The following is a 16918-nucleotide window of genomic DNA, read 5'->3' on the forward strand; positions in this document are numbered from 1 at the left end:
AATATGGTACACCCATCATGTAAAAGTGCATTTCATTCATGGGTCCGCCGCTGAAACGGAGGGTCATCATGCAAAAAGTGCAGTTAAATCACGCGGTTTTCAGCTTTTTGGGCGGTTTCAAGCAAAAATAAATGCACTTTTGCATTATCAGAGCGAAAAAGAGGGTCCGCGGCTAAAAATAACTGCACTTTTGCATTGTAGCATTAGGGCGTGTCTGATAACTCCGAGGGGAGCAGATTTCGGCGAATTTTCGTTCATGGCAAGGAACTTTCGTGAAGGCGTACCGGGGGTACGTCAGGCGGAAGTAACGATGCAAGGGACGAAAAGGCGATGAAAGATGCCCTCAAGCGGGTTTTCAGACACGGCCTAGTAGGATATGGATCACGCGCAGTCTATACGGAACTCAGTGACTCTGGCTGTCATAGATAGCTAAGTAGCTACGATTGGATCAATCGATAAAATTCATGCTCTGGAGCATCCGCTTCAGGATGACGGTTGCTTGAGCCCGGGTAGCAGGGGCCGCAGGCTGGAAGGTATCGGCGCTCATTCCCGTCATGAAGCCTCTCGCTACGGCTTCCTCCACAGAAGCGGCGGCCCAGCCGGAAATCGACTCATGGTCCGCAAACTGCCGGGATGCCCCTGTTTGTTCCGTCGTTTGACTGCCGGCAAGCTTGGCTGCTCTGATCATGAGCACCGCCATTTGCTCCCGGGAAAGGGTTGCCTCCGGCTGGAACAGGCCCTCTTCCACTCCCTCGATCAGGCCCGCTTGGAGTGCTGCCGCGGCAGCGCCGGCGAACCAGTCCGCTTCCTTAACATCCGCAAAGCCGGAAGCGCCCGCTTCCTCCGCCAGGCCCAGCCCCCTCACCAGCAAAGCAACAAATTCCGCGCGTGTGATGCTACGCTCCGGCTGGAAGCCGCTGCCGTCCATACCGTTAACCACCCGTTTGGAGGCAAGCAGCTCAATATCCCTCCTCGCCCAATGCCCATCCAGATCGGAGAAGGAGCGGCTGCCCGCGGCAACGGCGTAGATCCCGTTGCTGTTGCCGTGGACAGCAGCCACAGTCTGCCCGTCCTTCCCGGCAAAGGTTGCCGGTACAAACCTAAGCCCATTCGTCCCCGGTTGAAGCTGCAGCACCGTTGTCTGCGCAGGGTTTACCGGACCGTCCAGAATAACAGTTTTCACCGCATACCCATACCCATGCCCAAAGTCAGGTATAATCCGGGATGCTCCGCCGTCTCCCTCCAGGCTGACCGCAAAGTCCACAGGCATCCCCAGCAGCTCCAGCCCCTCTTCCGCGGCAGTCCGGTACAAAGCCGGTTTATCCTGCTCGGTTACAGGCAGCGCCGTAACCACAAGCTTCAACTCTTTGCCGTTTAATGAAAGAGCCTGAAGCGGCAACTCCATGCCGTATTTGCCGTGCCGGATGGAGAGGGAAGCTTGAGCGCCAAGACCGGCGGCCTTGCTTACCCATTCGGCCGGAAGCTCTACCCTCCAGCCGCTGTCCGGCAATTGGTCCCCCTCCGATTGGATCACGATGGCGGGTTTGCTTCCCGCCGCGTAATCCTTCAGACGGGCCAGAGCTTGATTCAGCGCTTCAGCGTTGATCTGAAGCTTGGCAATTCCGGTTCCGTCGGCCAAGGCATCCGAAGCGGCAGCCGCTTTCAGAACGATAACGCCCTCGCCCTTCTCGCTCCCGGCTGCAGGCTCATTGCCGCCGGGGATAACCTGGCTGTCCCCGCCGTTAACGCCGCTCTCATCGCCGCCCTCATTGCTTCCATCCCCGCCATTGCCCTGCTCGCCGCCCTCTTCGCCGGAATGGGATGTGCTGTCAACAATCTCCACCGTTAGCGCAGCAGCGGCTCCGGCGCTAAACTCGAAGGTCAGCGTCGCCGTTCCGGCCGAAAGCCCGGCCAGATACTCCTTTTTCAGGATGACCCGATCCGCTTGCACCGTGTAGTCTGTTCCCTGGGTCAGAACGGCCGTTCCCTGCAAAATCCGCTCCAGCCTGTTGCCGTTAAAGGCCATGGTCACCGGGATGTCCTGATATCCCTCGGCCTCAAGATTTTTGTCGAAATTTGCGGTGGAGGGCTGTATCCCGGAATCATGGATTCCGCCGGATGCCGGGTGGGTCACCACCTCCAGATAAGGCTGCTGCTGGGGCTGGCTTTCCCTGGAATAGACATACAGCTTCCGGCCAACCAGCACATCCTGCACCAGCGCCAGGTTCAGCGCCGTGCCATTCCTCAGCTGCTCTCTTGCATAATCCGTAATATCGAAGCCCACGGGAATTTCCGTATTTGTGAACCGCCCCGCTTCACTGACAGGCCGTCCCAGCTTCGGCTTGCCGATATAATTGACCGAGCCCTCCTCCCAGCTCTCCAGAACCGGTCTGATCACCGTATCCACAAAGGTGCCGCCGGTATCATCCAGCTTGCCGGTTACATACAGCTTCACGGATTCAATGTCGCCGGTGACCCCGCTGAGGTCAAATCCGAAGTAGGCCTCACGGTAATCGTCCCCGCCCGCGTTCTTCACATTCAGCTTCGTATCCGAGCCGTAGGAATCGCTTTGATACAGCCCGGAGCGGACAAAGGTATCCTTCACCGGCTTCAGCTTCACAATAGACGGTGTATCCGAAGGCACCAGAACCCGTATCTCCGCAGTCCGCGTTACCCCGCCAAGAGTCACATCGGCATAGATGGCCGCCGTACCCGGAGCCACTCCTGTAATGACCCCCGCAGCATCAACCGCCGCCACCGTTTCATTGCTGCTGTAATAGACCACTGTTGCCGCATCCATATCCACGGCAGAGGCATCGTCCATCCAGGCCTTCAGCACGGCAGTCGCGGATTCCCCTTGGGGAACGGTTACCGAAGCCGAGGCGTATTCCGCCGTCTTCAATTGGGGAGCCGCAAATTCGGCGGTCTCCGCAGAAGGATCGAAGCGGAAGGCTGCACTGTGGGTTTGGCCCGGCTTCACCGTGGTATCCACCTCGATGATGATGGTCGGGGCCAATTGGAGCACCTTCACGGTGTCATCCTTGCTGATGATGTCCGTGCCTGTCTTCCTGATCTCGAAGCGGACGGTGTCCTGCTTGTGGGTCGGGTCGGATACGGCCAGCCGCAATTCATCCCCGTTCTCCCTCATCATCAGCGAAGACGGATGGCTGGCCTTCACCTGGCCCAGGATTCCGCTCTTCCAGAAATTCATGCCGGTGATCCCCAACTCCGTATCAACCGCTGCCTGCACCTCCGGCGTGTTGGACAGAATCATCACATCCGGAGACGAGCTGTAGGCCGCCACTTCCGCAGCATTCTTTTTCGGCAGCTGGATATAGCTGTATTGGGCATTCTCCGGCTGTACCCCATGCTCCATCCACAGGGTCATATAATTGCGGGTATGCCACAAATGGAAGAAGTCGAAGGCCGCCGTAAGCTCGGGAGCCGCAGCAGCGGAACCATTCTGGGCAAACAGTCCCATCCGCAAGCCGGTATTGATCCGGTCTGTGCCGGCCATCGGATTGGTGAATACAGCCAGGGGCTCGCCCCAGGAGCCTTCCGCCGCTCCCGCATATACCGCATAGCGGTCGCCGCTTTTGTCAATTTTCAAATAGCGGGCATCCGCCGCAGGCAGCGGAAATTCCAGCACCTGCGCCGTTCCTTCCGTTTCATTCACCGCAATGACGCCCGGCCCTTGGGCGGTAACGCCCCTTGCCAGGGAGACGTAGTTGTCGTCATCCTTGCGGATCAAAAGCCCCGCTTCCTGGCCTTGCTGCACCGGAGCGAAATCCACAGAGGTGGTGATGTAGAAATCCTCCTTGGGCGCGGCTGTCTGCAGCAGATTCAGCGTTGAATTGTCCGCCCCCCGCAGGGTGCCGGTCTGGGAGGTAATCCGCAGCTTGCCGTCCGCAAGCCCTGTATGGGAGGCATCCTCCCGAATCCAGCCCCAGTAGGATGCACGGGTGGCGCCGTTGAACTCGTCGTTGCCGGAAATAATGAACCGCTCGTTGATGTCATTGGATTTGCCGGCCCGCTCCTCCCGCAGCATCTGCACGTCGGCGCCGCCGGGGAACACATAGCCGCCGGTTCCGTCCAGATGAATCCAGCCCGTCCCCTCCAGCTCCTTCTCCTGTCCGGCAGGAGTCAAGTCCGCTGCGCCGTCCACTGTCAGCGCATTGTCCCCTTGAGGGTTCAGGGTCCGGTTCTCCACAATCGTCTCAATGGGCCGCCCGGAGGTGCTGTTGATGCCTGCTCCCAAGGCCACAATCTCATCGTCGAACATAAACCAGGATTTCTTGGCCGACACATCCATATCGTCATAATGATGCTGCTTGAAGTCCATGCCCGCCGTGCCGTATTGGCCGTCCAGGGACACGCCTCCCGTCCAGCTGTTGGCCATCAGCTCCCCGTCCCCTTGATACTTGCTGATATCCTTGAAGGGGCGGTTGGCGGTATTGGCAACAGGACGGTTCACATCCCGGTCCACAGTAATGCCAGGCAGACGGTGGGGGTCCACCGTGATCCAGAACAGGGACAGATAGTCCAGCGGGTCGGTGTACAGCTGGGTCATGCCGTCCGCCTCGTACCAGCCCTTCAGGTTCTCGTTGTTGACCGTTTCATAGTTGGCCATCCGGTCGGAGTGCATGGAGATGCTGTACAGCCAATCCCCGTTCTTTTGCACCACATTATCCTGATTGTAAAAGAGGAAATTGCCCTCCGGCGGCTGGTAAGCCTCAACCGCTGCATCCTCCAGCAGCTTCCTGGCCTTCTGCAGATTCCAGATGGTGGCCGTGCTCAGGTAAGCGCTGGCGCTGGCATTCTCAATATGGTATTTGATGGCGCTCTTCATCTGCTCCCGGTAAGGATTGCTCTCCATTTCGCTCTGCAGCAGCAGAGCGTTCATGACGGCAAAGCCGCCGAAGGTGTAATCTCTGGCGATCTCTCTTCCGTTCACGGCATTGATGAGCTGGCCTTTGTACAAATTGGGCTCGAAGGCCTGGAAGTACCATTCATACAGATTTCCCTTCTGCGGGTCCTGATTGTCCCAGGCGCTTCCGCTTACCAGCCACAGCGTTTCGGAAAGATCCTGCAAAAGCGCCTTGCCGTAACCGCCTGCATAGGGAAAATAATCATGCTGGATAAAGGAGCCGTCGTCGTAGAAGCCGTCCCCGGAGGTTACGTTCCGAAATACCTCGGACAGTCCGTTTGAGCCCTCTTGGATTTTGGCCCCGTTCTTGCCGGTAATTCCGCGGAGCATCAGCACCTTGCTGATGTAGACCCGGTTGGCTCCCGTCCGGGAGATGGAGGGCACGAATTTGTCAATGGCGCGGTTCAGCCTGACCGCCAGGTCCGGATAGTCGCTGTGGGGCAGCTCCTCATACAGTGCGGCCATGGAATCGTTAATATTGTTGGGAACAGTGACCAGCCAGTCGAACCAGTTGTCGTATTGGCTCTTGGTCTCATTGTACCGGAGCAGATTAAATTGATTCCAGGCGGCCAGAATGTCATGGAGAAGCGCCTCATCCTGGTAATAGGCGGAGCCGTAGGTGGCCCAGGCTCTGGACATGGCCCGCAGCCTGGTGGAGGCTGTGCTCAGCTCCACCGACTTGGTGGTCGAGGTCAGATCCGGCCAGGTATAGGCAGTTTTGTTCAGAGCATCCCATTGATTCTTCACATCGGCGTCCTGGGTGCGGATAATATATTGAATGTCCGGATCAGCAAGATTGTAGGGCTCATCCGGGTTATAACCGGTGAACTTCTGCACATATTTAATCCGCAGTGCGTCATATTCGTCCTTGGCCGCCGGATACACGCGGACCAGCACCGGGGCCGATTCCCGGGTCACCCCGTTCAGCGTCACCGCCGCCTTCACCTGAGCGGAGCCTGCATAGACGGCCTCCGCCACTGCGGCGCTGGAGCCGCTGAAGACAAGGCTTCCGCTGCTGCTGAGATATACCACCGACGCCTGGGAAAGCTCAGCCGCCGAGCCGTCCTTCATCACTCCGCTGACCGCAAAGGACAGACTTTCTCCCGGCTTCACCGTATCCCTGGAAGCTGTTACCGCCACTTGCGCCAGCACATTGGGCTCCACGTAGACGAAGGTGTGGGTGGCGCCGGGGGAGGCATTGCCCGCTTCATCCACCGTTCTCACGGTAAAGGTGTAGGTTTCCCCGTCATTCAGCCCCCGCACAGGATAGGCTTCCACTCCCTTGGCTGCCGTACCGGCCAGCTCGCCTCCCCGGTAAATCTGTACCCCGCTGAAATCAGGGTCCGCCGGATCGGTCCACGTCAAGGTAAAATCGCCGTTCACCAGCGCGCCGGCAAGCTGGGTTACCTCTGCCGGAGGCGTGCCGTCGGCAGTCAGCACAATGGCGGCGGAGCGGGTGACACCCTCCAGCGTCACCGCCGCTGTCACTGCAGCCGTTCCATCCGCTGCCGCCCGCACAAGGCCCAAAGACGGATTGTCGATGACAATGGAGGGGCTGTCGCTGCTGTACACAACGGTTGCTCCGGACAAATCGGCCGCCTCTCCCGTATCCAGCAGTCCCGATACAGTAAGAGCAGCCGTCTGCCCTAAACCCATGGAGGTTTTGTCGGCACCAACAGCGACGGATTTCAATGCGGGCGTTCCGTTAATGACCAGATAGGGGGCGGCCCTGTGGCCGGGCATATCGTTGGTGGTGGTAATCCGGGATTCCACCCGAATCATATTGCCGCCGCCCGCCAGGGCAAAGCTGGCCAACTTGTCCCCGGCAAGCCGGCTCTGCACAAAAGAGGTCACATCCAGGCTTATCCACTGGGCTCCTTTGTTGGCGGCCCCGCTGTTCATGGCGGGAAAGGTCATGGTGCCCAGCAGGTTGCCGCCGGGCCCCGGCTTATTGTTCCATGTTAAGGTGTTTTCCTCCCAGCTGTCGGCAGCCGGCGAGTCCAGCCCATATACCTGGGTGGTTACCGTGTTGGGGGCAGTCTCATCATTTCTGCCGTACAGATACAGAACTGCGGAGGTGATGGTTTCGGGATAACGGTCCAAATCGAACTGCAGATACGCCTCCCTGGGGGTTGTACCGGTTGCCTTAACGTTCAAATAGTTCCCTTTTGCAGACTCCCCGCCATAAGGCATATTGCTGTAATCCGGGGACGGTTTGGCCGGGTCCGTACGCCTGACGAAGCCATCCTTGGATGCCGTAACCGTATATTCCTGAGAGGCTGCTTGAACGACTGACGGTCTGCCAACACCAAGGAAGACATTCCCAACAAGGGCTATAACCAAAGATAAAGACAGCATTCTTACTGACATTTTGCCCATTCCGATTCCTCCTTCATAAGATCAGGAAAGCTTGCCGCCGAGCAAAACCCGGACATCATAATGGCTTCCCTCCGCGTAAGGCAGCACCTGCTCCTTCCATGGCTCCCCATTGACGGTAATAGCGGCGACGCCGCTTGAGCTTCCTTGCGGATTCTCTACTTCAATCCGGTAACGGGCCTTCCGGAACTCCTTCACCACAGAGAAGCCAGGCCATTCCTTGGGGATACACGGATCAACAACCAGTCCCTCCACTGTGGAGCGGATACCCAGCAGATACTCCAGGGTGGTCCAGAGCATCCAGCCCACCGTTCCCGTAGTGTTGTGCAGGCTGGATTGGCCGAAGTTGGGAGAATCCTTCAGGCCGAAATAAAAATTGGGCACAAAAATCGGGACCTGCAAATTCCGCTCCGGCGGATTCTCCGGATTGGTGGGCAGCGTCTTGCGGATGGTCTCATAAGCATAGCCGCCCCGTCCGGCCTGGCAATCGGCAAAGGCCTTGAACATGGAGGCATGGCAGTAGATGGAGCCATTCTCCGTGGTTCCCGCCAGCTTGATGCTGATCCGGCCCCATCTGGGATTCCATTCGGAAAAGGCAGGCTCCAGAAGCAGCGGGCCGCAGGCCGTATCCAAACGGTCCATCGCCGCCAGACAAGCCATCATCCGTTCGCCACGGGCGCAGCCGCTCATCACCGCCCAGCTTTGGGTGTTCAGGAACAGCTTGCCTTCCCCGTCCCGGTCTGTTCCAAAAGCCACGCCGTCATCATCGAATCCTGCTACATACCAGGCGCCGTCCCAGCAGGTGTCATTAATGGCCGTATCCAGACGCGAGGCTGCCGCTTCCAGCTTGGCAACAACTGCTTCGTCTCCTCTCAACCGGCACAAGGGCAGCAAGTACCGGATGCAGTACAACAGCGCCATGGTGCTCCAGGCGGACTCCCCTCTTCCCAATCTGCCGGGACCGTTGATGGGATCATTCCAATCCCCGTGGCCCATGAGACAAAGCCCGTGAGCACCCGTGTCCCCGGCCATATAATCGATAGCCAGCAGCAAATGCTCATAGATGGAGGCGGTATCGGGGCTGTCCTTAAATCCAACCTGGCGGTCCAGAATGGCAGCTTCGCCGGCCTGGTGAATCAGCACGGTAAAGCAGAGAATTACCCAGATGGGACCATCCTTGTGGGTGAGCAAACAAAGCTTCTGCGGCGCCGAGCCGTCCGTCATCACCCATTGTTTGATATATCCGCTTTTCTCCTGCCCGGTAAGCACCGACTCCATCAGCCGAAGAGCGCCCTCCGGGTCCACCATGGCGTAGCCCAGGGCATCCTGCAATTGATTGCGGATGGGACAATAGTTGGTCATCCGGTTGTTGCGGGCCTGCACGACAATTTGCTTCTTCAGCCAATAGTTCATGAAATGGTTCAAATCGGCATCCGGCGTCTCCACATGGAAGCGATTGCAAACCGCCTCCCAATAGTCCTCCACTTCCCGCAGCAATGCCGGTATTCCCCGGTCCAGCAGCTTTCCTTTGATCCGGATGATATCTTCCTCCGTGCGGGTGCAGCCCATCACCATAGAGGCTCCGTCACTGGCCCCCGGCTCCAGGGTGAACAGATGCTGGAATGCGCCAATGGGATTTTCCGATTCCGCAATAAGATTGGAGCACCCGTCTTTGCATACTGCCTGGGGCATATCCGTCACATCATCCCCGCCGAAAAAACGCCGTTCGCTGCATTCAAAGGATTCCGCCTGCCGGTCGGAAAACAAATAAATGCGGTTGGAGTGATCCTCGCATTTTTCCTTGTCCTCATAAAAAACATGATAGGGAAACGAGAAGCTGGACAGAATCTGATGCCGGTCATCAAAGCCACATTTGCTCCCCATCACCCCGCCGTTTTCCATGGCAAAAACAGAGAACAGGGACAGGCTCCGGGGCCGCCCGGACTCATTGGTCAGGGAGACGCTCCAGATTTCGCACATTTCCTCCCGGGGCACAAACACCCGGATACAAGCCGCAATGCCGTTCTTCGAGGAGCGGATTTCCGTCCAGCCAAGGGCGTGCACACAGGTGTAGGAGTCAGGCTCGCTCTTTAAGGGCTGGTAGGCCGGGCACCAAACCTCGCCGGTTTCCCGGTCGCGGATGTAGAAATATTTATACCCCTCCCGGTTATATTCCCGGTGCTTCGGCAGGAAGGCCATGCTTTTGCCTTGGCCGGTCTGGGAAGCTTCCATATAGTAGGTATCGTTGAACAAATAATTGGACCACCGGGACGGTGTTTTGGGTGTAAAAATGGTATATTGCGAGCCTTTCTGGTTAAACTGACCGTACATGATTAAAAGCTCCTTTCCAAATTGGGGGGCAGCCCAAAGCTGCTTGGACTGCCCCTGACATTCACTTTGCGGTGAAGCTGCTTATTTTCCTATCTTGGCGTACCATTCCCGCGCCCGTTTGGTTACTTCTTCCCCGCCGGACTTGTTCCACTTCTCTACGAACTCATCGAACTTGCTGATGGGGAATTGGCCCAGAATAATCTTCGTGGCATATTCCACATACAGAGTGCGGTTATTGATATCTGCAAAGCCGTCATAGATGCTGGCGGGCAGGCCGTCGCCGGCAATGGTCTTCACATACTTCTGATTCTCCGGCATATTGCGGAGGTTCTGGCCCAAGGCCCAGGCGCGTTCCTCGGAGGTAGCGGTCTTGAGCAGATTCATCTTGTAATCCAGCGTATCCAGATCATTGAACGGCGAAAACAGCTTGTTTTCCTGCGTGCTCTTGTCCGGCGTGATGGATACCTTCTTGCCGTCCTTCAGCTCATGGTGCATTCCCTCGGCGCCGTAGAACAGGTCCTCCCACTTGGTCTTGTCATAGAGATTGTTCAGCAGCTTCATGGTGGCCATCAGCTTTTTCTGATCCTTGTTGTTTTTGACCACCCAGATCGGGTTCCCCATCTTCTTCATGGTATAGAAGCCTTTGTAGCCCGGCACCTCCGGAATCGGCAACACGGAATAGTCGCCCTTGACGCCGGTGTTTTTGAAGATTTTCTCAATATGGGTGCCTACATCCTCTGCCCAGTGGTAATAAATGCCTACCTTGTCGGAGTCAATCTTGCCGTCCCACTTGGCCTTGTTGTTCAACAGGGTTTCCTTGTCCAGGAGGCCGTCCTTATACAGCTTGGCGGCGAATTCCAAAGCCGCTTTCATGTTGGGGGTAACGGCGGAATAGGTCAGCTTCCCGTCATAGATATCCCAATCCGGCTTGCCTTCCATCATCGCAACGCCATACATGGCAAACAAATGATCCATCCATGCCGCCTGCTCCCGGCCTCCGGTGGGAATTTCGTCCTTCTGCCCGTTGCCGTTGGGGTCCTTGTCCCGGAACGCCTCCAGCACCTTGACAAAGTCATCCTGGGTCTTGGGCATGGGCAGGCCCACCTTATCCAGCCAATCCTTGCGGATCAGACCGCCCATTCTGCCATAATCCAGCACTCCGGGAACATAGTAGATACGGCCGTTTCCGGTAGGGTCGTTGGCCTTTACAATATCCCAAACTTCCTTGGGAATGGCGTTCCACAGATTGGGCGCATATTTGGGCAGCAAATCTGTCAAATCGGCAATGGCGCCGTTTTTTGCCAGGCTGGACTCCATGCCTTGCTGGGGAAGAAACATATCCGGCATTTCATTGGCCGCAATTTTCATATTCAGTTGGTTCAGATAATTGGTGCCGCCGTTCCATTCCACATACGGATGAATAATGCCAACGCCCAGCTTTTCTTTGTAAAACTCATACAGCTTGCTGCCTTTATCGATGGGCTTATAGCCCAGGTTGGTATACCAGACCTCCAGATCGACAATTTCCTCCGGAGCGGCGCTGGCGGCGCCGGGACTGGCTGTCTGAGGCTCCGCCGCTTTCTCATCATCTTTACTGCCGCAGCCGGCTGCAACGGAGGCAGCCAGTGTGGCCGTTAGAGCAACGGCACTGATTTTTTTCCATAACATACGAGTATTCCCCCAGTGTATAAAATTTATTTTAAAGTCGGCCCGGTGTGGAGCCGAATCTCTAAAACGAAAATCCTATTACCCTTTCACAGAGCCGATCATGGCTCCCTTGACAAAATACTTTTGCAGGAACGGATATACCAGAATAATCGGCACGATGGCAAATACAACAGTGGCGGATTTCAAGGTTCTTTCATTATAATTGATATCCATGATGGATTCGATAAACGGCATTTCGTTGGGATCGGTGATGAACTGCCGGATTTTCAGTTGGAGCGGGAACCACTCCGGATTCTGGATGAAAAACAGCGGATGCTGGAACTGATTCCAGATCAGCACTCCGTAGAACAGGGCCAATGTGGCCAGCACCGCCTTGGACAGCGGCAGCACAAATTGGAACAACAGGCGGAAATGTCCGCAGCCCTCCATATGGGCCGCCTCCTCCAGCTCCTTGGGGAATTGCTTGAAGAAGGTGCGCATAATAATCAGGTTAAAGGGACTGAGCACGTGAGGCACAATCAGCACCAGCGGGTTATTGTAAAGCCCGATGCTCCGGACCGTCAGGAAATACGGAACAATTGGCGCTTTGAAGACCATGGTTATCACCACAGCTATCATCAAAATTCCCGCAGGCAGGAACTCCCGCTTGGATAATGGGTACGCCAGCAAGGCGGTGACCAGCAGGGCGGTGACGGTTCCGATTAAGGTTGTGGACAGGGTCAGGAAGAAGGAGCGCCACAGGTCCGGCCGGCCAATCAGATAGCTCCACGAATCCAGGGTAAACTCCCTGGGCCAGATGCTGACCAGATTCAGGTCCACCGCCCGGCTGGAGCTGAAGGAGACGGAAATAACCGACAAAAGCGGAATAAGAGCAATAAAGGAAAGCAGCGCCAGAATGATTATAATGACGACTTCGAAGGCTTTTTCTCTCCGTGATATAAACATGGTTTACCAAAGCCCCCCATCAGACACTTTTCTGGACAACCGGTTAAAGATGTACACCAAGGCGAAGCCAATGATCGACTGGAACAAGCCTACTGCGGTGGCAAAGCTGTATTGGGCCTGCTGGATGCCTGTGCGGAACACGTAGGTGTCCAGAATATCGCCGACGCTGTAGGTCATGGGTGTCAGCAGGTTGTAAACATGGTCGAAGCCCAGTTCCATGAAGTTCCCGATATCCAGCAGGAACAGCACCACAACGGTGGGCAGCAGGAGCGGAAAGGTGACATACCGGATCTGCTTCCATCTGGAAGCGCCGTCAATCATGGCGGACTCATACAATTGAGGGTCAATCGCGCTGATGGCCGCCATATAAACCACTGTGCCCCAGCCTGCGTCTCTCCATATGCCGGTCAACACATACAAGAGCCGGAAGTAGCCGCTTTCCTGCATCACCAGCACCGGGTCATAGCCAAACCAGCCGATCACGATATTGAACAAGCCGCTGACGGCAAACAGGTCGAAGGCGATGCCCGCCACGATCACCCAGGAGAGAAAGTGCGGAATATACAGCGCGGTTTGGATTCCCTTTTTCAACCAAGCCTTTCTCACTTCGTTAATCATCAAAGCGAGAATCACCGGCACCGGAAAGACAAAGACTACCTTCAGAAACCCCAGAATCAGGGTATTGGAGAATACTCTGTGGAAATCCGGATACTCCAGCAGGGTCTTAAAATGCTTAAAACCTACCCAGGGACTGTCCATAAAACCCTTGAACACGGAATAATCCTTAAAGGCAATCAAGGAATTGCTTAACGGGATGTACTTGAAAATCACCATAAAGACAACACCGGGAAGCGCCATCACATAGAGCGGCCAATAATGAACCATGTTATGCCAAAGCCTTGCTGCCGGATTGAGCCTCTTTCCCTTTCCCGCCGTCTCCTTATTTTGTACGGTTAATGTGCTTTCCATGCTTTACTCTCCTATCCTTACTTTATTTCTGTTGCTGGTTGAATCCGTTTTCATATTTAATATACCCCAATTGCATTTTGCTCTCAAAGGGGCATTTTTAAGTTTGCACCAGGGTAGTTTTAAGCTTTTCGACAAAAACACCCGCTCCCGGAACAGCTTGGGATGGCGGGTGTGAAAACTATTCATGTCAGATTTGATGCTGCTTCCGGTACTCGGTAGGGGTGCAGCCCGTCATTTTTTCAAACAGCTTGCTGAAGTGGTTGGTGTCCGCATACCCTACCATCCGGCAGATTTCATACACCTTCAGATCGGTTTGCCCAAGCAGCTCCTTGGCCTTGGCCATGCGTACGCCCAACAGGTAGCTTAGGTAGGTATCGCCGGTTTTGTCCTTAAACAGCTGGCTAAGATAATACGGGTTGATGAAAAAACGGGCGGACAGATCCGCCAGGGTGACATTGCCGGCATAGTGGGAGGCCACATATTCCTTGATCTCGGCAATTACATCCTTCTTCCTGGGTTGGATTCTGGCCCTTCTCTGCTCGATCATCCGGCTGACCGCCTCAATCAGCCAGGCTTGGGCCTCGTCCAGGCTTGTGAAGCGGGAGAAGTCCTCCAGGGGCAAAATATATTGGCCCATCAAGTCATCCACCTGAAGCTGCTCCAGAGACATCCGCCTCATGCACGACAGGAGAATAATCAGCATCTGATGCTGCAAATCCGCCAGCTTCATTCCCGCTTCCCCTTGAATCCCCTGGAAAATGCCCTCGATGACCCCGGCGCAGCCCTGGGCGTCCATAGCGTCCAGGCAAGCCTCCAGACGGGTGAGCGCCTCCTCCGGAACCAGCTTCATGGTGCCCTTGAGCTGCCCGGTTTCCTTGTAGGTGATCAGGGCATGGGGGCCCTTGACCACCTTATAGCGCAGCGCCTCCCGCGCCTCCCCGAAGGAGGCGGTAATGCCGTCCGGGGAGGGATAGGCCTGCCCGACGCCAATAGCCGCCGGCAGGGAGCAGGCTTGCCGGAGGTTGGTCTGCAGGCGCCGGAGTTCGCGCTCCAGCGCGGTCTCTTCGGGCCTGTGGCGGTCCACCAGAAGCACGGCGTACTGGGCATTCTCATACGGCAATGCCTCCGCGCGGCTGTAGGGCAGCTCCTCCGTCCACGCCTCCAGAGCCTGCAAGACCGCTTCCGCCTGTTCCCCGTTCGGCTTGCCGCTGCCCAGCTCCAGCACGGCGCAGGTGCAGTAATGGTCTGCCCCAGGCAGCTGCAGGTAGGCGTGAACCTCCGGCGAATACCCTGTATCGAGCATATCCCGCAGCAGGAACTCTTTCCATTGGTGCTGCTGGACCTTCTTGGCTTCGATCTCGGCCGCCACCTTGGACACGCATTCCAGCAGCTCCTCCTCCTCCACCGGCTTGTTGATATAAAATTTAACCCCCAGCTCCATTCCTTTGCGGGCATATTCAAATTCGGCATAGCCGCTCAGAAGAATAAATTTCGCCCCGCAGCCCGCTTCCGTCAGCCTGCGGATCATATCCAGACCATCCGACTGGGGCATACGAATGTCGGTGATGACAATATCGGGCTTCAGCTCCTGAACCACCCGGAAGCCATCCAGGCCGTTATGGGCGGTGCCCACCACCCGGCAGAAGGGCAGATACCGTTTTACAATGGTCAACAAACCGTCAATAATCCCTTTTTCGTCGTCTACAATAACCAGCTTCATTCCGCTTCCCCCTCTTCCCGCTCGGCCGGGATCAGAAATTCCACAACGGTGCCCTGCCCTTGTACGGAATGCACCTTCACATAATAACGGTCGCCGTAGTGCAGCTTGATGCGCTCCGCGATATTCTTCAATCCGATGCTGCCCCCGGATGCCTCCGCGATGCCGTCCAGCTTCAGCTTGTCGGCTCCCGCCTCCAGCAGGTTCCGGCTCAGCTGCTCCGCCTTTTGGGGGTCCATTCCTTCCCCGTCATCGGTGATCTTGAAGAGAATGTCCTTCTCCGGGGTTATGGCTCCCTCCAGGCAGATATTCATCTCCCTGTTGTAATCCAGGAAGCCGTGGTTCATGCTGTTTTCGACGATGGGCTGGAAAACCAGCGGGAGGATGCGGCTTTGCAGCACCTCCTCGCTCATCCGGACATGCAGCTTGAACCGGTTGTCATAGCGGATATTCTGCAGCTTCAGGTAGTTGACCGTATAGTCCACCTCATGGCGGACGGTGTAGAGATGATTTTCCTTCCCCAAGGACAGGCGGAACATACGGGCGAGGATTTTGATCATCTCGGCAATCTCATCCTGCTCCTTCACCAGCGCCTTCATCCGGATGGATTCCAGCGTGTTGTACAGCATATGGGGATTGATCTGGTGCTGCAGGGACAGAAACTTGGCGTGCCGCTGCTTGATTTCCGCCAGGTAAACCTCCTCAATGAGCGTCTTGATGGTGACAATCATCTTGTTGTAGCTGTGGAGCAGGCTGCCGATCTCATCGTTGGGAATCTTCAGCTCGATGGGATGATACTGCCCCGCCTCCGCCTGCTTCATGCTCCGGCGCAGATTCAGAATGGGGCGGGTGATGTAGGAGCTCATGGCAATGGAGATAATCATGATGACCAGAAGACTGACCGCGATGATGATGAAGGTGAACACCTTCATGTTGGCGATTTCCAGCAGCAGCTTGTCGCGGGGAATCTCCGTCCGCACCAGCAGCTTGTCGGAGCCCGTGCTGCCGGTGAGCACAATCAGCCCTTTGTCCTCCTGGCCGGAGCCGGAGGCGCTGTTTTTTTCGTAGAGCTGCTTCCAGTTGGTTTTGCCGCTGGTCAGATCGGAATGGTAGACGATTCCCCCCGCCTTGGTGCTGATGATCACCCGCATGTCGTACTTATCCCGGGCCACGAGAAAATGCTCGTTGAGCTTCAGCAGCTGGGTAGGGTCCAGGTCAATCAGCAGCACTCCGGCGTAGGTGCCATTGGGATTCAGCAGCACTCTGCCCACGGTCAGAACCGCCCCCTCCCCTTTGTCCTCGTAATAGGAGCGATCGTGCAAAGGGGTAATAAACAGGGTGTCCTGGGAGTCGGGGCTGTGCTTGTACCAATCCTGCCGGAGCAGAACGCTTTCGTTTACGATGCTGGAGGTATTGGCATATTGGTAGACGGTGTTTCCCTTGGTAACCAGCATCAGGCTGCTGACCTCCGGCTTGAGAACGGCAATCCGCATGAGAATCCGGTTGATGGTATTTTTGTTGGCGATCATATCGCCCATGGAGAGCGTGTCATCACCCAGCCGCGAGATAATATCCGCATCGATCAGAATGGACTTGGTCACTCTGTCGTAATCCATCATGAAATCGTTGATGGAGGATTCGATCTGGGAGGTATAGAGAGCGGCGAATTCCTGGGCGGCCTCCTCCAGGCTCTCCGCCGCCTGATCATAGATTATAACGCTTACAATAACCAGCGGAATAATGCACACCAGCAGATAGCTGCTCATAAACTTCCGGTTCAGCTTCATGCTTTGCACGCCGGACCAAGCCCGCTTGAGCCTTTTTATCGATGCCATAGGCAGCCCCTCTTTTGAACGACGGAATAGGATTTTGACCTAATAGTAACATATCCGGTTCAAATAAAAAAAGCTTGTCCCAAATTGAGGGAGCCAATTTGGGGGAGGGGCGGGGCGCGCGGGATAGCGGACAGAGATTGTCCGCTATTG

7 protein-coding genes are annotated in these 16918 nt (G+C 56.1%); all 7 read right to left on the bottom strand.

The features are described 5' to 3' along the window. Positions 1-448: 448 nt before the first annotated feature. Positions 449-7306, bottom strand: a complete 6858-nt coding sequence (locus DQG13_RS22810; protein ID WP_113022478.1) for a polysaccharide lyase family 8 super-sandwich domain-containing protein — start codon at positions 7304-7306, stop codon at positions 449-451. A 21-nt stretch (positions 7307-7327) separates the two neighbouring features. Next, positions 7328-9634, bottom strand: coding sequence for a GH36-type glycosyl hydrolase domain-containing protein (locus DQG13_RS22815; RefSeq protein ID WP_113022479.1), 2307 nt, complete (start codon positions 9632-9634; stop codon positions 7328-7330). An 81-nt stretch (positions 9635-9715) separates the two neighbouring features. Continuing rightward, positions 9716-11302: a type 2 periplasmic-binding domain-containing protein gene (locus DQG13_RS22820; protein WP_113022480.1), complete on the bottom strand. Its 1587-nt coding sequence runs from the start codon at positions 11300-11302 to the stop codon at positions 9716-9718. Between the two features lie 78 nt (positions 11303-11380). Continuing rightward, a complete protein-coding gene (locus DQG13_RS22825; protein ID WP_113022481.1) occupies positions 11381-12247 on the bottom strand; it encodes a carbohydrate ABC transporter permease in 867 nt (288 codons plus the stop codon). A gap of 3 nt (positions 12248-12250) precedes the next feature. Beyond that, positions 12251-13132, bottom strand: a complete 882-nt coding sequence (locus DQG13_RS22830; protein WP_113022507.1) for an ABC transporter permease — start codon at positions 13130-13132, stop codon at positions 12251-12253. Positions 13133-13403: 271 nt separating this feature from the next. Then, positions 13404-14936, bottom strand: coding sequence for a helix-turn-helix domain-containing protein (locus tag DQG13_RS22835; protein WP_113022482.1), 1533 nt, complete (start codon positions 14934-14936; stop codon positions 13404-13406). Continuing rightward, a complete protein-coding gene (locus DQG13_RS22840) occupies positions 14933-16768 on the bottom strand; it encodes a cache domain-containing sensor histidine kinase (protein ID WP_258525819.1) in 1836 nt (611 codons plus the stop codon). The genes DQG13_RS22835 and DQG13_RS22840 overlap by 4 nt, the downstream gene beginning before the upstream one ends. Between the last annotated feature and the right edge of the window lie 150 nt (positions 16769-16918).

This window comes from Paenibacillus sp. YN15 (assembly GCF_003285005.1).
Classification (GTDB): Bacteria; Bacillota; Bacilli; order Paenibacillales; family NBRC-103111; genus Paenibacillus_AR.